Consider the following 21,457-nt stretch of genomic DNA (forward strand, 5'->3'; position numbering starts at 1 on the left):
TAGAAGTCAGAACATTTATGTCCCGACCCCTTTTCAAACTAAAACAAGCACTCTTTTGTTTTAGCTGTTGATTTTATTGTGCTACAAAATGTTCATCAATGAATCTTGTAATTGGTTTAAGTTGTACATAGCCGTCTGCCACATACATATCGTTCATTGTAACTAATGGATAAAATAATTCATCATTTTCAATTTGTTCGATAAATTGTTGATCGTGATCTGTTAAATTTTCAGTATCTTTTTCAAAATCAATATATGTGTATTCAAAGTTGATATCAGGATATTTACGTTCTAACAAGGCTTTCAGCCAATCATACGTGTCTTGAGATGTTGGCGCATTCACACAACTTGCGCATACTACATCTGCCCCATAAACTACTACGCTAACTTTAGTCATTTGGTTCCCCTCCATAGATTTTTTTCTCTAAGTCTATTATAATAAATAAACAAGCAAAATATGAAATTATATACTTGGAAGGAGATATATCCATGCCAACTGAAAATACAACAATGTTTGATCAAGTCGCAGTAGTAATCGAGCGTTTACGTCCATTCTTATTAAGAGATGGCGGAGATTGTACATTAATCGATGTGGAAGACGGTATTGTTAAATTACAATTACACGGTGCATGCAACACATGCCCAAGTTCTACAATCACATTAAAAGCAGGTATCGAGCGCGCATTGCTTGAAGAAGTACCTGGTGTAGTTGAAGTAGAACAAGTCTTCTAATCAACTTAAATAAATCGCATGACGAGATAGGCACAGTCTGTTTTAACAGCTGTGCTTCTTTTTTATTCTGTATAAGCTTTAATAATCTGACTTAGGCATTCTGCTGCGTCTTGTTTACCTACTAAATCATCATAATATTTTTTGAATCTATCATCTGTTATATAAAGATCAGCCATAGCTTGATGATAACCTTCACTATATTGACCACTCATCAATTTCAACCATTGACGATGCGCGTTAAATACCGCTTCAGCATCTGAACCTTGTACATCAATTTGATTATGTTCTAATAATTGATTTAGTTTTTCTTTGATAATTTGTTCTTGCTGTTGTGCTTGTTCATATTCTAATTCTGAAAGATGACTCAAGTGATGTTCTGCCTTATCTAACGCTTCCTCACCATAACGTTCGATCACTTCTTCACCGTATTGTTCACGATTTTCGTTTATTTTCTTTTGTTTAAACACTTTAAACTTTTCTTTATCTGGCATCATAACTTCCTCCTGTTCTATTTTATTAATCCACTGAATTAAAGATTGAATTTCCTGTTGTTTCTCCAATAACTGTCTCTTTTGTTCTGCTAAAAGCTGTTGTGTATTTGTATTTTGTGCTAATACTTGTTGAATCTTCGATAACGGAAAGTCTAATCGACGTAGCAACATGATTATAGACAATGTATCTAAATCCTCTGATTGATACACACGGTAGTCATTCTCTTTTATTCTACGTGCTTTAAACAAACCAATATCGTCATAATACCGTAACGTCCGTTTGCTTAGTCCTGTTAATTCAGACAGCTCACTTACTGTATACTGCATGTTTTTCACCTCCTGATACTTACATTAAGGGTTGACGTAACGTGAAGGTCAACTCATTTTCTAATATTTTTCACATCTTAACAATCAATTTCAACATTTTTAACAAACTAAAAAACGCAAATGATATTCACATACCATTTGCGTTTTGATTCATTATTTTTCCTTCATGTGTTGTGCGATACGCTCGTCGATGTAGACCCAGCCTTTCCAGCCGATGTGGACTGCATCTGTGATGACATAAGGTTCATAGTCCTTATCTGATAGGTCATAAATTTGGCCACCGTTTTCAGTAACGACACGGTTGATTTTTTCATAAACAGGTTTACGTTTCTCTAAATCAACACCGATGTGATCATACCATTTTCCATTTGCGGGAATACTGATATATTCAACATCTGCCCCTGCTTCTCTCATTGTATCTACAAGTAATTTCAAGTCATTAAACTCTGGTGAGTTGATATTGAATTCATAGTCACGTTTAACACGACGTTTATTCGCTTGAATTAATTTCCAATACTTATCTCGGATATGGTATTCATTCGATTTCGAATGCGCTTCGCCATATTGTGTCGCAACATCTCTCATTTCTGACCATGATGCTTTTTCACTTGTTACAGGTTTTACATGTTCTAAAGGAACGTCTTTAAAATTAGCTAAACTTTTGATTGCTTCAATTTTAACTAATTGATTCTCTTTAAAATTAGAAATATAATTGCCATCCGTTTTGCCATTATGCTTTACTGTTGCTTTTAAAAAGTCTTTATTGTGGACGTGTTTGAATTGCAGCAATCGTTTCGCATAGCGTTGTTTCAGTTCATCACTCATATTTTTTTGGTGGAACAATTGATTGATTTGGTTTTGGGAAACACGTGCATCAAAGTTTTGATTCGTCAAACCATGATTTGTGAACCATTGCGGTGAAATAATGAAAGCAATTTTCTTTCCTTTTAATTCATCATAATTTGATGCAAGTTCAATACCATTGACTAAATCTGTATTCCCACCGGTACCGATTAAGAAAGGTTTACGTGATGCATTATGCGAATTTAATGCAATCGCCGGGTTGAATGGATCATCTTTCTCTAATTCACTTGAACCATAAATCGGGTAAAATTCATCGTTGTGTTTAAATAAACGCTGCTGTATTAAAGTTCCTTTTAATACTTGATCAGTCAATGACACACGATTTTCAGCAAGTGTTTTTTGATTAACGAGTCCAGTAAACCAGCTCGCTGGCAGCAATACAAAGATAATAAAAATGGCACCGCTGATTAATATCGGCAAAAATGGCTTTATTTTTGAACTCATTTAAGTTCTTCTAAAGCTTCAACAATTTTATTAGGAGTCGCCCACTCATCACGATCAAAGTCCATAATTGAAACTTCGATACCTAATTTATTTTGAATTTCTAATAGTAAGCCTACTGTTTGGAATGAATCGATAATACCTTCTTCAAAAATTTCAACATCTGGATTTTCTTTAACGATATCGTTCTCTGCTACTTCTGCTAATAAGTCTAAAACTTGTTCTCTAAATTCCATAATATTATTAAATCTCCTTTATTAAATCAATTTACCTGAAAAGATTAAGAATCCGAAAGTGACAAAGTGGAATGTGATAATAACACTGAGTGCTGTTGTGAACTTGTTATTAAAGCGAGGCGGATGTGTCTTACGCCAACGTTCATAATAACCATAACCAATAAAGCCTGCCGCATGGTATAAACCATAAACAATGTAATAAATTTCGATGCCATGCCAGATACCCATGATAAAGAAGTTGATAAAGAACGCGACATTCGACATTGCGAATTGACTCTTTAATAATTTCTTTTTAGACATGTAGAAGAGCGATCTCATATAAATACAATCACGGAACCAGAATGATAACGTCATATGCCATCTGTTCCAGAAGTCTTTAATATTCTTCGCTTTGAACGGCTGGTTAAAGTTTGGCGGTGTTTTGATACCGTAAATGTAACTAAACGCAATCGCGAACAAACTATAACCTGCGAAATCAAAGAATAAATACATGCTGTAAGCATACATATATAACCAATAGTTTGTGAAACCATGTAAGTGCAATTGCAACGGCATCACACCGTATTGATTCACAAAATACGCGATAATATATTTATATAAGAACCCTAGCATAATCATATGCACTGCTTTTAAGATTAAACCACGGTATTCATCTTTAGTCGGTACTTTTTTATCATCTTTTACAAATCGTTTATAGCGGTCAATCGGTCCAGATGAAATCGTCGGGAAGAATGAAATGAATTGGAAAACTTTCCCCCACTTAATTTCTTTAATAGAACCGTCACGAATTTCCATAATCAACTGTACACTTTTAAAGGTAACATAAGAAATACCTAAAAAGCCGACAAATTGGATTAATTTATGTTCGTGGAATTGAATTTGCTGACCACCGAGCCATGTACTTGTCAATACTTTAACAATGGCTAACGGCAAAATTGATAATGCCATCACGATAAAGAATTTTAAGAAAGTATTCTTCTTAGGTCGCGAATGGTAATACCACATAATTAAAAGTGCTTGCCAAACCACATATATTATAAAGCTAATCAGTTGGATACTTAAATATTTCTGCCCGAACAAGTTCAACTTATCGGAAGAAAAGATAATCACAACCATGATTGCTGTACTGATACCATTATAAATATAGCTTCGCTTACCTAAGAAACCTAAGATAATAACAGGTATAAGAATAATAAATGCAATCAGGAAGAAACTAAACGTACCATAAGGAATCATGAATTCAATTCCTCAGCGATTTGTTTACGGTCTAATTTACCGTTGTTTGTTAATGGTAATTGATCCATCCATACAAATTTTCTTGGAATCATGTATTCGGGTAAGCTGGATTTCAATTGTTGTTTAAGATCATGTGAATACTGCGCATTGTCTTCCACTGTTTGTGTCGGTACGACTGCGCCGATTAATTGAACGACTTTGCCGTTTTTATAAATCGGTACGACTACCGCTTCTCTCGCTAAATCTGACTGTCTCAACAATGCTTCGATTTCTTCAAGTTCCATACGATAACCATTCATTTTGATTTGGAAATCAATACGTCCTTGGATGAACCATTGATCATCTTCAAATTTTGCTTTGTCTCCTGAACGATAGACACGTACGCCATCGACGTTACTGAAGACTTCTTTAGATTTTTCTTCGTTTTTTAAATAACCTGCGCTGACACTGTTGCCTGCAATCAGCAATTCACCTTCCTCTGTTGTTGAAAGTGTTGTGCCAGGGCGTGCTTGGCCGACTGGAAGCGGATTGAAACGTTCCAAAATTTCTTGTGTAATCTGTACACTAGTAACCGCTACAGTAGCTTCTGTCGGACCATACGTATTATAGACTACTGCAGATGGGAAGCGTGTAAGCAACGCTTGTGCAGTACGATGCGGCAGAATTTCTCCACAGAAGAAGAACTCTTTCAAGCTTGGATATTGTTTTTCATCTAATGTTGGCAATAATAAGCACATTTCAATAAATGAAGGTGTTGAAACCCAAACATTGATTGGAGTCGCTTGTAACATATCATTCAGCAATTTAGGCTTTTTAATCATGTCTTTATCTACTAAATTCAATGTACCACCAGTAACTAAACATGGATAAATTGCCATCACTGATAAGTCGAATGAAAATGGTGCTTGGTTCAACCACTCAAGATTTTCACCGAATTGATTCAAATCTTTCATCCATGTCGCAAATTCAGTTAAGCTTGCATATTCAATTTGAACACCTTTAGGTTCGCCTGTTGAACCTGAAGTGAAGATTGTATAGACCACATCTTCAGCTTGCATACGTGGTTCAAATGAAGCTTTTGAAGCTGTTTCTAAAGCTTCGATAGTTAAGACTTTGCCATGTTCAAAAGTTAATGCTTGCTCTGATACATCAAAAATAAATTCAGGTTGTGTTTTTTCAATAATCATTGCCGTACGATCTTCAGGTACTGAAGTATCAATCGGTACATAACCGCATCCTGCTTTAATACCAGCCATCATCCCTACGATCATATAAGGTGACATATGGCCATATAACACAACTGGTTTTTGACTCTCTTCGATAAGAGAGGCCAATTGGTCAGATTTCTCATCTAATTGTTGATACGTTAAAGTATCATCGATGTGTCTTACCGCCACTGTATCCGGTTGTTTATCTGCAAAATGTCGTAATACACTAATAATATCTGTCATAACTATACTCCTTTAATTAGAATTCATTGTATATAAAGTTATTGTGTGTGTCTCCTGAGCCATATATCAAATACAATGTAATAAATATCGCTAAATAAAGAGCAGTCAATAAATATGGTTTTAATTTGTTAAATGTTTCTGAAGTAGTATTTTGTTCTTTGGATTTCATCTTACACCCCTCTATCTCGGTCATCTTTTTCTCTTTTTTGCGACTCAATGCTTCCTGCTGAATGTCTTCTCCAATTCAACAAAATTATAATTCATTATAATCTTTTTCTCATGTATTTTCAATTGTATATTGGAAAAACCATACAATATTTTTCATTTGTTCATAATTAATACAGACCAAGTTTGGGGTTCTGTACCAATGCGCTATCAGCCGGTTTTATATCTATTAAATGCACTAATATTTTAGCATTTACAGTTTACTTCTCTTCGGTTGGAAATACAATCCTTTCCACCCTAACAGAATTGTAATGCTTTTTATTTGCTTGTCACATCCGCCTTCAGCCCTATCACAAAATTAAAATGTAAAATAAGAAAAATGCAGTGATACACACTGTTCGTATGTACACTGCATTCTTTTTCTGTTTATTATTTATCAGTAACTGGTGTAATAGCCGGTTGGCCTTGCAGTACTGATTTCACATTATTAATAGAAAGTTGAATCATTCTATCACGCGTTACAACTGACGCACTACCAATGTGCGGTAAAGCAGTAACGTTTGGTAATTGTAATAACGGATGATCTGCACGGATTGGTTCTTCTCTGAATACATCTAAACCTGCACCGCCGATTTCACCCTCTTTTAATGCTTGCAGCAAGTCATCTTCAACAACCGTTGCACCACGGCCGATATTGATAAATATTGCATCATTACGCATTTTCTTAAAGGCTGCCGCATTAAATTTATCTTTTGTTTCCTCTGTTAAAGGTGCTGTACATACGACAAAATCACTGTTTTCTAACAGTTCATCAAATGAGACATAGAGTACACCTAATTCTTTTTCAGCTCTACGGTGACGACTGCGGTTATGATACATCACGTTCGCTTCAAAACCTTTTAAGCGACGTGCAAAGGCTTTACCGATATCACCCATACCGAAGATACCTACATTGGAACCATGGACATCTTTACCCGCAAGCAAGTAAGGTCCCCAGCTTTTCCATTCATCATCTTTAATATACTTTGCTGCTTCTACGATTCTGCGTGCTGTCGCAAGCATTAATGTGAAGCCGAGCTCTGCTGTTGTTTCAGTTAAGACACCTGGTGTGTTCGTTACGGTTACACCATGTTCTTCTGCTAAAGCAATATTGATGTTGTCATAGCCGACAGCCATGTTCGCAACGATTTTTAAATTAGGTGCCGCTTCTAATGTTTCTTCATCAATTCTTTCACTTAGCGTGATAAATGCTGCTTCTGCATCTTTGATTTCTTCTAAGAATTTTTCGCGCGGCATCGGAACGAATTCTTCATCCCACATCTTCACATCCGCAAATTCTTCTAATTGTTGAATAAATTTATCTGGTACTTTACGTGTCACTAACACTTTGGTCATCGTAACACCTACCCTTCTAAGTCTTTGATTACCTCATTCAAATCTTTGAATGTGTAAGTTGGTTGTTGATCTTTTTCTGCTAATTCTTCCTTACTTGTTACACCTGTTTGTACATGAATCGTATCAATACCTGCGTTGATACCTGACATAATGTCAGTTTCATATAAATCGCCGACCATTGCGACTTCTTCTTTCGGCAAATTAATAACATCCATTGCCATATCCATAATAATCGGCTGTGGTTTACCGATAAACGTCGGTTGTACTTTAGTAGATGTTGTAATCACACTTGTGATTGCGCCATTACCTGGTAAGAAACCACGTTCATTCGGAATAGATATATCTTGGTTTGTCGAAATAAACTTCGCACCATTACGCACACCGAGTGTACCTTGTGAGAATTTATCATAATCGACTTTAGTATCTAAACCGACTACGACATAATCCACATGTGTGTCATCAATCAATGTTAAACCTTGATTTAATAATGCTTGACGAAGTCCGCCTTCACCGATGACATAAATAGAAGCTTGCGCATTTTCTTGTTTAATATAATGTGCTGTTGCTAAAGCAGATGTAACTACTTCTTCTGGTTTCGCTTCAATGCCGAATCCAGCTAATTTCTTCACAACATCTTCTGGCACTTTAGTAGAATTGTTTGTCACATACAAATGTGGAATGTCGTGTTGGTTTAAATAATCAATGAATTGCTTAGCGCCGTCAATTTCATCAGCGCCTTTATACATTGTGCCATCTAAGTCAATCAGATAACCTTTGTATTGTTTCATTTATTTCTGGTCTCCTTTTCCAAATGCTGTAACGGGTACATTTTCATTGTTTAAGAAATTGATGACTTCATCAATAAAACGTTCATAGTCTTTAAGTGAAGCATCAAATAAAGGGATTAAATCTTTTGTATCTAATTGATCATATTGATGTACAAATCGTTTACGTACATCTACGGTTTGATTGATACCTTGTTGTGTTTCTTTAGAAATCACACCTTCTAATTCTAAAATATCAATGACATCTTTATAATTACCTGGATCTCTTAAAACAAAACCATCAATGACCATATTTCCGATATCTACGGAAGACTCAATCAGCATTTGTGCAATTCTTTCAAATGCATAATGGTTCTCTTTATTTTCTGAATAATCTTCTGTTAACTTTTGTAAGTAATTCAGCTTATACGTCAATTTATCTTTATCAACAAAATACATGTTATTCAACTCCTCATCCCCTCAATCATATCACATCTTTGCAGTACAAATCATTTCTGTTTATACTTGAGAAAAGAGAATGTACAAAGGAGTCAATGAAATCATGATAGAGATGTTTTTATACGATGATAACGAAGAAGCTGATGTACAATATGTTGGAATGGTCGGAGAAGAAAGTCGTTATGATTTAATGATGTTCCAAACCAATCGTCATTACGGAAAAGTACTTGTACTTAACATGCAGACAAACAAATTTGGAATTATTGGACCAGACGACTTAGCAGAAGATGGTTATATTGCTTATACATTAGGTGTCAGTGAAGCAGAGGGAGAAGAACTGACAGCATATTTAAAAGATGTTATCCCTAGTGGCACATTTGATAGTGGAGAGTACTAATATTAAACACTAATAACAACTTTAAAATTGATATAACAAAAAGGACAGCTATCGATCAGCTGTCCTTTTGTTTTTGGTCAGAAGGTAAACTTGGCGCAATTTTAACATCATGTAATTTATCTGATGCATCGGCTTCTATTTCTTCTTGTGCACGCAGTTTTTTCAGTTCACGTTCAGGAATGCGACGTAAAATAAAATAAGCACAACCGAAGTTGCAGTATTCTAGTAAGTAATCTTGTATCGTCGCAAAGCGTTTACTGATTTCTACTTTTTTATTAGAGTCTTTGTAAAAACCTTTGAGTCTTAATTGTTCATAGCCAAAGTCACCGACTACAAAATCATATTTATCTAGTATTTCTGAATAACGGTTCGCAAATTGTTCTTCATCGAAACAATCACGATATTGTTCGATCATTTCGAAGTATTTATCTCCTACTTTTATCATGTATGTCACCTATCAATTCTATTCTTGAGCATTTTTGCTTGTTTCAATGTCTCGTGTGTTATTGACTTCAATCTTGAAGATTTACTTATATTATACATTATAACAGTAGTTGAATGACGAAAGAAGCGGACTGATTCAGCCCGCTTCTTCCCCATTCAAATCTATACTTATCAATTATGCTTCAGTTGATTCGTTTAATTTTTCTTCACCAATACGTTGTTTTTCTTTCGCAGCTTCGTTAACTTGCTCATCTGCGTGGTAAGAACTACGTACTAATGGTCCAGCTTGGCAATGTTTGAATCCTTTTTCCATTGCTACTTTTCGTAATTTACCGAATTCTAATGGTGAATAGTATTTTTCAACTTTCAAGTGTTTACGTGAAGGTTGTAAGTATTGTCCAATTGTTAAAATATCTACATCTGCTGCACGTAAATCATCCATAGTTTCGTGAAGTTCTTCAATTGTTTCGCCTAATCCAACCATGATACTTGATTTCGTTGGAATATCTGGTTGTAATTCTTTAGAACGTCTTAAGAATTCTAAAGTACGGTCATATGTTGCACGCGCACGAACTCTCGGAGTTAAACGACGTACTGTTTCGATATTGTGGTTTAAAATATCTGGTTTAGATGCCATTAATGTTTCAAGCGCATCATAGTCGCCACCCATATCTGATGGTAAAATTTCAATTGTCGTATATGGATTGCGTTCTCTTACTTTTCTTACTGTTTCAGCATAAACGTTTGAACCTGCATCACGTAAATCATCACGCGCAACTGCTGTGATTACCACGTGTTTTAAGTTCATAATTTCTACTGACTCTGCTACACGTTCCGGCTCGTCTAAGTCTAATTCGTTAGGTAAGCCAGTTTTAACTGCACAGAAGCGGCAACCACGTGTACATACTGCACCTAAAATCATAAATGTAGCTGTTCGGCGCTCACCCCAACACTCATGTATATTCGGACACTTTGCTTCTTCGCAAACAGTGTTTAAATTCTTCTCACGCATCATCTTCTTAAGACCAGTATAGTTCTCGTTCGTGTTCAGCTTTATCTTCAACCAGTCCGGTTTACGTAAAATCTCATTATTTTTTGTAGCCATTACAACACATACCCTCCTGTGTACTCATCTTCATCTTATTATAACGAATTTATAACAAAATGAAAACGCTATAAGTCATAATTCATAATTCTAATAATTTCTGTTTGAAAATATCTCTTAAAAATTCTGGCATCAAATATTCTGTCGGCAAGTTTTTAAATAGAGGGAAATAACGTCCAAACGTATACATATCAACAGTTCCTAATGTATAGATGTGATCATCAACAATCTCTTCTCCTTGAACAAAGAAACGAGATTCTGATTCAATATAACCCATTTGATATAAAATATAACCGCCAAAAATATCGCCTCTAAATCCTAAACCTTGCGCATGTTCGTGCATATACGCTTGTTCTTCAGCTGTTAAGATAACTTGTTTTAAATCACGGCCTGTAATTTTGATACGTACTAAATTAATCGGATGCGGCAACATTTGATGCACATCATATTCAGTGACGTTCGGCCCTTCGATGCCTTTGACTACTAACCCAGCGTTAATAATTGCACAATCTGCATGTGTGAACTCACATACACTTTCCGCAAGTAAATACGCTGTTTTGGTAATCATATCTGTCTTTCTTTTTAAGTTTACAGGATGATCAACTAAAGGCGTGCTCATCAATGCTTTACCTTCTTCTTTAAAGTTCGTTTCAACTTCTGGCAACGTGTCTTCAGGATGCAAGATTGCTGTTTTATGTACGACTTTCTTATTTTCAATCGTTAAATTAACTTCACCTAAGAAATGACCGTATTTTCCTGCTGCTGCCATTAAAACACCATTTTTCATTTCGCCTTCTTCAAAATAATGATGGGTATGACTACCAAAAATAACATCAATTTCAGGAATCTCTTCACATAATTTACGGTCGAAGAAGATACCGCAATGACTCATGATCATCAATACATCATAATTACCTGCTTGTTTCTCTACCTCATCTTTTATCGCAGCCATCGGATCAGTAACAACCCAATCTAAAGCACGATAGAACGGTGTGAAAGGTGCAGTTGCGGCAACAAATAAGATACGTACACCTTCAATTTCTTTAATATAACTCGATGTAATATGGTGTGGCAAATGGCCATCTTCATCAAACACATTACTGCAAGTAACCGCAAAATCAGCATCTTCATATAATGCATTTAAATCTTCATGTGAAATGGTCATCCCTTCATTATTACCGATTGTCGCAATATCACAATGTGCGTCATTTAATAATTCTATATTTTTAAGGCCATGTGTTGCTTCTGTTACAGGTGCTGATAAATCAACATGGTCGCCGATATCTATATAAAGTGAAGGATGGTCTAGTAATGGTCTATGCTCTGCCATATACGCAGCAATACGCTTGTAAGCATGCAGATGGCTGTGAATATCATTCGTATGATAAATCGTTAATTTCAAACTCGACGCCTCCTTTAAAGCAATGATTTAATAATAAGATAAACCCCTAATAACAGCATCACCGTTCTCAGTAAAGCAACTACTGTATTAGACTTGATAGATTGGTTGATTCTAACACCGATTTTAGCTCCGACATAACTTGAAATAACTAAAACAAGCGCATAATGCCAAGCAACGTGACCTTGGAAAGTATGTCCGATAGAACTCATCACACTAGAGAAGAAAATCATCATCATACTTGTACCTACCGCAACGTGCGGCGGGAATCTGAACACAATCAACATTAATGGTGTCATTAAAGCGCCTCCACCGATACCGAAGAGTCCTGTTGTAATTCCAATGAAAAATGTTACCACGAATGCAAATACAGGCGGCACGTGATAATGATAAATCGTCCCATCTTTATCTACATATGTTTTTTCATACTTTTTCTTTTCAAAGAGTTTGATCGGCTTAATTGAATTACGTACTAATAATAAAATCGAAACCAGAATCAAAAACATACCGAAGTACAAATTAAATGAATCTAACGTTAAATAACGATTGATAAATGAACCGAATAAGGAGCCTGGTAATAATCCGAATAAGAATATATAACCATTTTTTGTATCTACTTGCTTAGATTTTAAATACCCTAATGTAGACACTAAACCTGTCACAATTAAAATAATTGAGGAAGTTCCAATCGCTATTTGAGGCGTAATCCCATGGAGTAAATCATGTTCCACACCTAAATAGACTAATGTCGGAACTATAATTAATCCGCCTCCAATTCCGACAAGCGAGCCTAAAATTGCTGATAAGGCTCCTATTAAAATGAGTAAGAGAATACTCACCATATCATCACTTCCTAAAATAATTTAAGCTGCTGCGGTGCTAAGCCTTCGTAGTCAATACCAAGAATTCGTTGAAGTTCTTTCGCATTGTTTGCTGCGTGACCGCCTGAGTTGTTATTGAAAACTACATAAATCTTTTTAGCTTTTTGTTGAATAATACGCACATGTTGTGCAAGTTCTTCTAACTCTTCTGTTGTATAGTCATATAAATAGCGGACATCTCGCCACGCTTCGTCTGTCATATCTTGCTTAGTCCAACCATGACGGTTACGTCCATGATAACGTACAAAGGCTGTATCCGTTGTAATGCGGTTGACGAAAGGTGCTGAACCTTCCCCGACTTGCGGTTCATCGACAATCGCATGAATCAAGCCTTGTTCTGTTAAAAAGGTTAAAGTATGTTCTTTCATCTCCCCTTCAAACCAAGTTTGATTTCTGAATTCTATACAAACCGGCACATGTTTTAAATGTTCACGTACATAACGTATGTAATTAATATTTTGAGTCTTGCAGTCAAACCATGGCGGAAACTGAACAAGTACCATCGCAAGTTTATCCGCTTCAATTAATGGTTGAATCATTAACTTGAACTCTTCAAATAATTCATTTCGTGTCTCAGCAAAGTCTTTAAAATCCGCATGTAAAGTTAATGCTTGATGAATTTTCACCACAAACTTAAAACGATCAGGTGTTTCTTTTATCCACTTTCTAATGTTGCGTTCGGGTTGAATCGCATAATACGACGCATCTAATTCTACCACTGGAAAATGACTCGCATAAGTCTTTAATTTGTCTGTTTTACGACTTAGATCAGTATAAAGAGAATCGTGATCTCCCCACCCTGTCAGTCCAATATCTATCATACATAATCACCAATCTCATTCTATCATATTTTATGTCTAGAACCTGTTCACTTCATCTTAGAATTGAAGTAAAAATAAGTACTGCGCAATGACCAACGCAGTACTTATTACTCTTCATCTCTATGATTGAAAACGCATATCTTCAATTTGCTGCACTATAGATTCAACGATTTCATTCGCTTTACGGCTTGTCGCAAGTCTTGGTGTCTGACCACTCCATAATGACATTAATGAGTGATCATGATTGGCAGTCGATGCTTTACGGATTGCTGAAGTCAATTGGTTTTGAATTGGGTATTCTGGCACTTCTCCACGAAATGTAGACAGGTAATCTACAAAATCATTACGGATACCTCGTGCCATTTTGCCACTGAAAGCATTTGTTAATACGGTTGATGTTTCTGTGCTATTTAAAATTGCTTGCTTATACGCAATATCTGCACCGCTTTCTTGTGATGTTAAGAATGCTGTTCCCATCTGTACACCTGACGCACCTAAAATCAGACTAGCAAGTACACCCCTGCCGTCCATAATACCGCCTGCTGCGACTACAGGTATAGACACTGCATCAGCTACTTGCGGCACAAGTGAAATACTGCCAATCATTGGATATTCTCCATCTTCTTGTTTTAAAAATGATCCACGATGTCCGCCTGCCTCACTACCTTGTGTCACAATAATATCAATGCCTGCTTCTTCATTCACAATTGCTTCTTCAACAGAAGTCGCGGTACCCATCACAATCATATGATGTTCATGCATTTTACGAATTAAATGGACATCTGGAATACCGAATGTAAAGCTAACAATGGGTACGCGTTTTTCAATCAAGATATCAATTTGTTGTTCAAGTTGTTGTGTTTCAGATAAATTCACTACGGGTTGTTCTAAATCCAATGCACGACGATAAGGATTTAACCATGCATTCATTAAATCAACTTGCGCACGCTTGATATGTTTTTTACTCGGCACAAATAAATTAACCGCAAAAGGTTGAGTGGTTAATAATTTAACTTTATCTATTTCCTCCGCAAGTTTTTCTGAATTGAAATACCCTGCGCCTATCGTTCCTAAGCCTCCGCTATTACTCACACTAGCGACTAATTCAGGCGTTGTATTGCCTGCCATTCCGGCTTGAATAATTGGATACTTGATTCCAAGTTGTGCAGTGATTTTTGTATCTGACCACATATGTGAACACTCCCTATAAAGATGATTGATTCGCTTTTGGCTTTTGTCTATTTTTCAAACGTTCATCGACTTTATTTTGTTCATGTTGATCCATTTCATCTTCAATATCTAAACCAAGCAATTGCTCAATTAAGTCTTCCATCGTAATAATCGCATCCGTACCGCCATATTCATCTAATACAATGGCGATGTGTTTACGTGTCGCAATCATTTTACGCATGACCCACTCAGCTTTATTGTGCTCATTCACAAAAAGTGGTTTAGAAATATAATCTTCTAATGATTTATCATAGTGACGACTCCATATTAATAAGTATTTTGAATGAAAGACTCCCACAATATTATCAATGTCTTCATCATAGACCGGATAACGTGTATATGGGTGTGACATAATAATTTCATACACTTCGTCATATGGTGTGTCTTTTGAGAATGCAGTCACATTGACACGTGGTGTTGTATCTACATCTTTAACACGCAATTGTTGGAAAGTTAAAACACTTTGAAGACGATCTCGTTCATTCTCATTAAATGCCCCTTGTGCCCCTGCAATGGTTACCATTGTACGCACTTCTTCTTTAGACATGGTTTGGCTTTGAAATTTATCATTCGCAAGCATTCGGTTAATCAAACCAGTTAAACCATTTAAAATTTTAGTAATCGGCGTTAAGATTACCACAAATAAATGAATTACCGGATAGACTAATTTAGAAATCGCATCAGGATAAGTTGCTGCGATAGATTTTGGTATCACTTCTGAAACAATAATTACCACAACTGTAATCACTAAAGATGCAATCCCCACGTTCCAACCATGTTGTACAGCAAGAATAGTAACTAGCGTAGGCAACACGATATTCGCACTGTTATTTGCGATTAAAATCGTTGTGATAAAATCTCTAGGTTTATTTAAAAGTGCCAATAACCTTTTTGCCTTTGGATCTCCTTTCCTGCTTTCAGTCTGTAATTTCACTTTATTCGCAGCAGTTAATGCCGTTTCACTGCCAGAAAAGAAGAAAGAAACAAAAATTAAAATAATGATAGCTATAATCATGATGGCCGACGCTCCCTTAAAACTCTTATTGACTCTGTCAAAAAGCGTATACTTCTTATTAATTTCCCATCTCTCTATTTATGTAAACCGAACAAGTTCCACGCTTTTCACGAAGTACAATGATTAATTACCATTGTACCGAATTTTCAGATGAATTGTAGTACCTTTAAAAAATACTTTTAATAAAACAATCCCTCTAGGAGTAATACTGCACTTTAACGTTGGATATCTAATCAAGTAGATTTCAAGAAAATAAATTCACATACACTACGCGTAGAAATTCCTTTTAAAGATTGCACGATGGATAACATCATTCTTTATACTATCTTTAGCGATGATAAGCAGACTATCACACTTTGTGACGATGGCTATACACTATTTAATTTAAAATCTCAAAAACCTGAGTTGTTTGAGCAGAAACCAACACTTAAATTACTATACAAATACATTCAAACATTTAATGTAAATATAGATGAAAGCACTGAAGAAATCTATATTGAATGTGTTATACAGAATTTAAATGAATCACTTCAAAGTTTTACTCAGTCAATCATTTGTATAAATAACTTATTCAACAATAAGACATCGATACAGAATTTGTCTCTAAAAGATACAACTAACGACTTTTTATCATTTAATCATTTACTTTTATGAACTAAAATAAAGCCAGAAAGTAAGATACAGTGTAACTGTTTACTTTCTGGCTTTTAAAATATACTTTTAAAATAAGTAAGTGAGATAGTAGATAAAATGAAACGCCATAAATATTACTGCACAAATTATAGAAATCGTGAGAAAACGATCTCCAACGACATCATTATATTTTTTGATTTTCACACTACAAATTATACTTCCAATCGCAAATAACGGACTGATAATTGTTAACAATATAAATACTGCTGCTAGAATCTTTAACAAAGTTGGATTATTCTTCATAGGTTTCCCCTCTAAACGTTTTCTTTATTTTATCACTTACTTATACCACATTTCAGAATTTTACGTCACGTTAAATTTCAATATAAATTGTATTAGTAGACTTTAACATGTCCTAATTTGCTTAATAAATTACCAAAAATCGTATTAACCCTCAACTTGTTTGACATGCCTGACATAATTCTCTTTAAATCTCGGTAAATCTCTATATTGTTTCATTACACTTATCTTTTCACTTAACTTCAGACATTAAAAAAGCAGCACACATACGGTTAAGTATGCATGCTGCGTATTTTAATACTTATATTCAATGAACACTATTGGATTAACCGATAGAACCTTCCATTTCGATTGAAAATGAAGTTTTTTAGGATTTCTTGAAATTTAAAACGTTGATTTCATGCGATTTCAAGCACTTAAATTTTCTAAACTTTTTCTGTTTTTAAACAAAATGGTATCAAAAATGGTATCAAAAAACTGCCTATTTAATGGTGGGATCTTACAAATTAAAAAGCGTCATCTGATGTAGGTTTGCGGGCTATATCAGATAACGCTTAAGGCGCAAAAAAATATATGAGTGAATAACACTCAATAACTACTATAACATTTCTCTCTTTTTTCATCAAAAAAATATATAATTTCAATAGTATTAACCATGCAATAATAAAAAAGAGGTTGCCGAAGCAACCTCTCCTTATTATTATTGCTTTACACACAAGACTTTTTCAACAACATTCGTAACATAAAAAGTGGTCATACCAATAAAAGTAAGGATCACTCTATTAAAGAGAAAATAAAGCAAAAAATAATAAGTAAGGCAATACCTAAAAAGGTATTGTATATCAAATAATAATACATTACTTTGATGCAGTCAATATAATGTATTAAAAGTCATGTACTAATCTAATTGATATGTAATAAAAATTGTCACTTGTGCATTTTAGGAAGGGAACACAAGTGACACAAAGCATATATAAAATAATAGAAATGGAAGTAATCAAACTTCAAGTTCACTTAAGCAAATTAAAGATGAACAAAGAACATTTTAACATATTTCCAATGTTAAGTAAATATTAAAAAGTAAATTTATTAGATTAGCAAAAATAAAACAGCACTATGTTGATGGTACTATTCATTTACGCTTATATTTACTATCAACTAAAAAAAGAGGTTGCCTAAGCAACCTCTCCCCCTATTATCCATACTTAAATCATCAAGACTTTTTCAACATTCTAAGCAGAAGAAAATAGAGAAACAATAACACACGAACAATATCTTTTGATATTGTATCAATCATGTTAATACAAGTTTTTAATTTTGTCAAAAGACACACCTAAAATAGTTAAGTGAATCACATTATGTATGCCACCTCGAAAGGTGGCTGTGTTCTCGTTTGGGATAGATTAGAGAGAAAGTAACGAAAACACACAATAAAATAACAGAAATGCTTTGAATCTAGCATTAAGGAAGTAAGGATACAATATGCACATTGAATACATACTGCAAAAGAATAATAGCATTCTTCTTTTACATAATCAATAAAAAAGAGAAACTATTTAAATAGTTTCTCTACATAGATACCATATATCTAACCCACATTTTTAATATAACATAAAAAACACCACCATAAAAGGTGGTAAGATTATGATTAGAAAATTATCTTCCAAAATATCTTCTGTTTAATATACTAACACAATTTATTTAATATTAAAATAAGATAATAAAAAAGCTGCCAGAAAAGACAGCTTTCTATTCTCATGCATAATATCTATTTACACAATAGAATAACGAAGAGTAAAAACCATGTTCTACATTCATTTTACCATGTTTTTTTAGTAATTACTACCTTTTATTTCAATAAAAAAAGAGAGCTACTTGTAGGTAACTCTCAAATCATGCTTAAAGTCTATTTACACCTTAGAGTGTTGAGTTGTGAAAACAGTGTCTGAAAAAATTATATCATAACTTTTTTACTAATACCACTCTATATTTCACTTTTTAATTACAAATACAATTATTCCGACAATTTCTTAAAGTACCGCTATTTGAATTATACTATACCATAAAAAAAGAGGGTTACCTATATAGATAACCCTCAAGTCATGGACACTATCATCCACGAACTTACAATATAGTATCATCTGTGAAAAGACACTTTTTACAATGACAACAGCGGTAAATAAATAATAACATATTTATTTAGCTAATACTACCCCAAAGATCGCCTATTCCATGTTTAGGCGGTTCGACACCGTTCCATGTTCTTACTGGTAGATATAATCGTTCACCTTCGAAGCCGTCGTAACCTACCCAAACATGACCGTCTTGCAACATTACTTCATCATAGTTAATACTTGTGCCTGCTGGTAGCTTACCTGCTTGGTTACCATCAATACGGAATGGACCGACATGCCATACTTGGATAGGTTCATTACCATTTTTGAATGTAGCTTGTTCATTTTTCCACCAAGTACCATGTTTGTTCTTTTTCCAATCTGTTGTCTTAACTACTTGTTGTTGTTCATTCTTTTTAACTTCTTTTTTTACATCATTTTGTTTGATAACTTTGGCATTGCTTGTTTGTAATTTACCGCCGTTATAATAATATTTAATACGACTGATAAAGTAATCCTTCATTTTATTTTGGTTAGCGGTTGTATATGGGGCACCTTTGCCGACATGCAATTCCCATGAACGATGCGGGCAAGAAGTACCAAAGAACTCATTGTGCAGTCGTACTGTGTTTCGGTTTACTGGTAAGCCATAAGATCTCATAACATCAGCTGCCACTTTTAAAATTGCTTCTTCATTTTCTAAAAACAACTTATCTGACAAGCGCCCCGGATATGATTCGCATACTTCAAAGCCGATTAAGTTAGCATTTGCCCATTGATGACCGCAATGCCATTCTACATAGTCTGTAGGGTGATACCATAACACTTCATTACGGTTAGCATACACACTTGCCCAACCATTAACATGTGTACCGTTATTTTCACGTGCGTATAACCATGGCAAATATTGAGAAGGTGTCATACTTCCGTAATCATTATGGATAACCACGGCTTGAACACTTGGCTTTGGTGCTGTAATTTTATTACCTTTGATATGGTTAGAATAAATATGTTTCAATTTTTTCTCACTTCCGTTTTTAGATTTATCTTGTTTTGCATTCAGCTTACTAATATCGTATTTTTCAATTGGCAATCCACTGCATACTTCTGCTTTCTCATCATTTAAATCTGTTCCTTTAGGACGTAATTGTAAATGAAGATGTGCATTCATAGGATTATCATAATAGTTGGATGAACCTTGCAATCCAACTATGTCGCCTTGATTGACTTTATCGCCTTTTGAGAATCGTAATGAATTACGTTGCAAGTGGCCATAAATCCAATCGTTACCATTAGCATCTCTGATTTCTACAGTACCTCCAAAATTGCCATGTGTTTCAGAAGTGACTACTGTACCGCTTGTAACTGCTGGAATATCATTAGTTGCGTTATTGTATAAATCAAATGCTCTGTGGTAACCATTACAAAACGAATCATAATTAATTCCATTTTCTTGATAATTTCTATATCCATAATTTTTAGGATAATTATCATAAGTGCGTGGGTCGGATGAAATTTTCCAACCTTTTTTAGTAAGGTAATCAATAGCAGTTAGCATTCTATTTCAACCCTTTCTCCTTTAAATACTTTTCTTGGTCACGCGCTGATTTTTTAATAATAAATGTATTCTTCCATACTCCATATGATACTAATGCGAGGGGTAATCCAGTATTGATCACATTAATCCATGCATCTACTTTTTGAGGATTAATCCATTCCGCGCTGATTCCACTTGTGTATAGTGCAAGATATAATGCCCCGAGAAAACCACCGATTAAACCGATGAATTGTTTGATTTTATCTTCCATTTAATTCACTCCTTTGAAATAGTAAAAAGCCGACGCAGTGCGCCGACTTAGAAAAAAGTTGCTGCAAATCCTAATGCTCCGACTAATACAGTAGATATAGCACCAATGATTGCAACCCATATCTGCATATTTCCTTTTTGCCTTTCAGATACAAAGTTTTCAATCGAATCTAACCTTTTTATTGTTATATCAGAAGTATGTTCAACGTCTTTGATACGATTATTAAATCCTATAAGATTGTCGTTGATTTTTTCCAAAGTCTTATTTGTAGTTAATTGGCTTTGAATTAATGCATCGTTACTATCGTTTAATCGTGTGACCAGTAGTTTTAAATCGTTATGCAATGCTATATGCTTGTTATCTACTTCATTAATCTTCCCATCTATATTACGATTCGCTCTTTCCCATTCATGACGTAGTACATATTTATCTTCGCTCGGCATAAATTTCAAACCCTCCGAAAAACATCAGCACTAAATAAACCCCTGAAAGTGTAGCGAATTGAATAGGAGATAACCAATTAATTGCGTTGTAAACACTTGCACTTGTTATAATAAAATACATAACGAAGGATATAAGACTTCCGATTGTGATTAGCCAATAACTTTTTTGATTTTGTTTAGGTAGTAAATAACTTGCACACATTAATAATATGCCTGAAAGTAAAAACAACACACCCCATATCCATATCGGTAATAGGTTGTGTAATTCTCTATAAAAAGCAGAATCGCCTAAAATCGAGTCTTGCT

At 34.7% G+C, this 21,457-nt stretch carries 24 protein-coding genes; 3 read left to right on the forward strand and 21 right to left on the reverse strand.

Translation table 11 applies throughout. From position 1 onward, the window contains the following. Positions 1 to 73: 73 nt before the first annotated feature. Positions 74 to 397 (reverse strand): YuzD family protein, encoded by a 324-nt coding sequence (locus HMPREF2603_RS09340; RefSeq protein ID WP_002481636.1) that lies wholly within the window; start codon positions 395 to 397, stop codon positions 74 to 76. Between the two features lie 92 nt (positions 398 to 489). Here HMPREF2603_RS09340 and HMPREF2603_RS09345 point away from each other — a divergent pair, with 92 nt between their 5' ends. Next, the gene (locus HMPREF2603_RS09345; RefSeq protein WP_002481635.1) at positions 490 to 732 is read left to right on the forward strand and encodes a NifU family protein; all 243 of its coding nucleotides are present in this window, start codon (positions 490 to 492) and stop codon (positions 730 to 732) included. Positions 733 to 794: 62 nt separating this feature from the next. Here HMPREF2603_RS09345 and HMPREF2603_RS09350 read toward each other — a convergent pair whose 3' ends face one another. The 9 genes from HMPREF2603_RS09350 to HMPREF2603_RS09385 all read right to left on the reverse strand — a co-directional run bounded on the left by HMPREF2603_RS09350 (position 795) and on the right by HMPREF2603_RS09385 (position 8,561). Then, positions 795 to 1,550: a MerR family transcriptional regulator gene (locus HMPREF2603_RS09350; protein WP_060804873.1), complete on the reverse strand. Its 756-nt coding sequence runs from the start codon at positions 1,548 to 1,550 to the stop codon at positions 795 to 797. Between the two features lie 153 nt (positions 1,551 to 1,703). Beyond that, positions 1,704 to 2,858: a D-alanyl-lipoteichoic acid biosynthesis protein DltD gene (gene dltD, locus HMPREF2603_RS09355; RefSeq protein WP_060804872.1), complete on the reverse strand. Its 1,155-nt coding sequence runs from the start codon at positions 2,856 to 2,858 to the stop codon at positions 1,704 to 1,706. Next, positions 2,855 to 3,091: a D-alanine--poly(phosphoribitol) ligase subunit 2 gene (gene dltC, locus HMPREF2603_RS09360; protein WP_002481632.1), complete on the reverse strand. Its 237-nt coding sequence runs from the start codon at positions 3,089 to 3,091 to the stop codon at positions 2,855 to 2,857. The genes dltD and dltC overlap by 4 nt, the downstream gene beginning before the upstream one ends. A gap of 21 nt (positions 3,092 to 3,112) precedes the next feature. Then, positions 3,113 to 4,327: a D-alanyl-lipoteichoic acid biosynthesis protein DltB gene (gene dltB / locus HMPREF2603_RS09365; protein ID WP_023016016.1), complete on the reverse strand. Its 1,215-nt coding sequence runs from the start codon at positions 4,325 to 4,327 to the stop codon at positions 3,113 to 3,115. Then, positions 4,324 to 5,778: a D-alanine--poly(phosphoribitol) ligase subunit DltA gene (gene dltA, locus HMPREF2603_RS09370; RefSeq protein WP_060804871.1), complete on the reverse strand. Its 1,455-nt coding sequence runs from the start codon at positions 5,776 to 5,778 to the stop codon at positions 4,324 to 4,326. The genes dltB and dltA overlap by 4 nt, the downstream gene beginning before the upstream one ends. A 16-nt stretch (positions 5,779 to 5,794) precedes the next feature. Then, on the reverse strand, positions 5,795 to 5,947 hold the full coding sequence (locus HMPREF2603_RS13070; RefSeq protein ID WP_002481629.1) for a teichoic acid D-Ala incorporation-associated protein DltX: 153 nt from the start codon (positions 5,945 to 5,947) through the stop codon (positions 5,795 to 5,797). A 425-nt stretch (positions 5,948 to 6,372) separates the two neighbouring features. Then, positions 6,373 to 7,338: a 2-hydroxyacid dehydrogenase gene (locus HMPREF2603_RS09375; protein WP_023016018.1), complete on the reverse strand. Its 966-nt coding sequence runs from the start codon at positions 7,336 to 7,338 to the stop codon at positions 6,373 to 6,375. Between the two features lie 8 nt (positions 7,339 to 7,346). Beyond that, positions 7,347 to 8,126 (reverse strand): TIGR01457 family HAD-type hydrolase, encoded by a 780-nt coding sequence (locus HMPREF2603_RS09380; RefSeq protein ID WP_023016019.1) that lies wholly within the window; start codon positions 8,124 to 8,126, stop codon positions 7,347 to 7,349. Beyond that, the gene (locus HMPREF2603_RS09385) at positions 8,127 to 8,561 is read right to left on the reverse strand and encodes a type VII toxin-antitoxin system HepT family RNase toxin (protein ID WP_023016020.1); all 435 of its coding nucleotides are present in this window, start codon (positions 8,559 to 8,561) and stop codon (positions 8,127 to 8,129) included. A gap of 103 nt (positions 8,562 to 8,664) precedes the next feature. Between HMPREF2603_RS09385 and HMPREF2603_RS09390 the strand changes: the two genes are divergently transcribed. Beyond that, positions 8,665 to 8,958: a DUF3055 domain-containing protein gene (locus tag HMPREF2603_RS09390; protein WP_002481625.1), complete on the forward strand. Its 294-nt coding sequence runs from the start codon at positions 8,665 to 8,667 to the stop codon at positions 8,956 to 8,958. Between the two features lie 55 nt (positions 8,959 to 9,013). On the opposite strand, the gene HMPREF2603_RS09395 is transcribed toward HMPREF2603_RS09390, so the two are convergent. From HMPREF2603_RS09395 to HMPREF2603_RS09425, 7 genes are all read right to left on the reverse strand, one after another. Further along, positions 9,014 to 9,403, reverse strand: a complete 390-nt coding sequence (locus tag HMPREF2603_RS09395) for a YutD family protein (RefSeq protein ID WP_060804870.1) — start codon at positions 9,401 to 9,403, stop codon at positions 9,014 to 9,016. A 174-nt stretch (positions 9,404 to 9,577) separates the two neighbouring features. Further along, positions 9,578 to 10,507, reverse strand: coding sequence for a lipoyl synthase (gene lipA / locus HMPREF2603_RS09400; RefSeq protein WP_070502079.1), 930 nt, complete (start codon positions 10,505 to 10,507; stop codon positions 9,578 to 9,580). An 82-nt stretch (positions 10,508 to 10,589) separates the two neighbouring features. Further along, positions 10,590 to 11,909, reverse strand: coding sequence for a bifunctional metallophosphatase/5'-nucleotidase (locus HMPREF2603_RS09405; RefSeq protein ID WP_060804869.1), 1,320 nt, complete (start codon positions 11,907 to 11,909; stop codon positions 10,590 to 10,592). Between the two features lie 14 nt (positions 11,910 to 11,923). Continuing rightward, positions 11,924 to 12,748: a sulfite exporter TauE/SafE family protein gene (locus HMPREF2603_RS09410; RefSeq protein ID WP_070502081.1), complete on the reverse strand. Its 825-nt coding sequence runs from the start codon at positions 12,746 to 12,748 to the stop codon at positions 11,924 to 11,926. A gap of 11 nt (positions 12,749 to 12,759) precedes the next feature. Beyond that, a complete protein-coding gene (locus tag HMPREF2603_RS09415; RefSeq protein ID WP_057510735.1) occupies positions 12,760 to 13,608 on the reverse strand; it encodes a DUF72 domain-containing protein in 849 nt (282 codons plus the stop codon). Positions 13,609 to 13,728: 120 nt separating this feature from the next. Beyond that, positions 13,729 to 14,799 (reverse strand): NAD(P)H-dependent flavin oxidoreductase, encoded by a 1,071-nt coding sequence (locus HMPREF2603_RS09420; protein ID WP_060804868.1) that lies wholly within the window; start codon positions 14,797 to 14,799, stop codon positions 13,729 to 13,731. A 13-nt stretch (positions 14,800 to 14,812) separates the two neighbouring features. Further along, entirely contained in the window at positions 14,813 to 15,853 is a 1,041-nt protein-coding gene (locus HMPREF2603_RS09425; RefSeq protein WP_060804867.1) for a hemolysin family protein, read from the reverse strand. A gap of 279 nt (positions 15,854 to 16,132) precedes the next feature. On the opposite strand from HMPREF2603_RS09425, the gene HMPREF2603_RS13815 reads away from it, so the two are divergent. Next, on the forward strand, positions 16,133 to 16,507 hold the full coding sequence (locus HMPREF2603_RS13815) for a DUF1828 domain-containing protein (protein WP_398574952.1): 375 nt from the start codon (positions 16,133 to 16,135) through the stop codon (positions 16,505 to 16,507). A 2,478-nt stretch (positions 16,508 to 18,985) separates the two neighbouring features. Here the strand turns inward: HMPREF2603_RS13815 and HMPREF2603_RS09440 are convergent. The 4 genes from HMPREF2603_RS09440 to HMPREF2603_RS13510 form a co-directional block, all read right to left on the reverse strand. Further along, entirely contained in the window at positions 18,986 to 20,458 is a 1,473-nt protein-coding gene (locus tag HMPREF2603_RS09440) for a peptidoglycan DD-metalloendopeptidase family protein (RefSeq protein WP_070469108.1), read from the reverse strand. 1 nt (position 20,459) lies between these two features. Then, the gene (locus HMPREF2603_RS09445; RefSeq protein WP_060804864.1) at positions 20,460 to 20,708 is read right to left on the reverse strand and encodes a phage holin; all 249 of its coding nucleotides are present in this window, start codon (positions 20,706 to 20,708) and stop codon (positions 20,460 to 20,462) included. Positions 20,709 to 20,755: 47 nt separating this feature from the next. Further along, on the reverse strand, positions 20,756 to 21,151 hold the full coding sequence (locus HMPREF2603_RS09450) for a hypothetical protein (protein WP_070469052.1): 396 nt from the start codon (positions 21,149 to 21,151) through the stop codon (positions 20,756 to 20,758). Further along, on the reverse strand, positions 21,135 to 21,457 hold a 323-nt coding region (locus tag HMPREF2603_RS13510), incomplete at its 5' end, for a hypothetical protein (protein WP_070502083.1). The genes HMPREF2603_RS13510 and HMPREF2603_RS09450, both read right to left, overlap by 17 nt.

Source organism: Staphylococcus sp. HMSC055C03, from assembly GCF_001809385.1.
In the GTDB taxonomy this organism is placed as follows: Bacteria; Bacillota; Bacilli; order Staphylococcales; family Staphylococcaceae; genus Staphylococcus; species Staphylococcus simulans.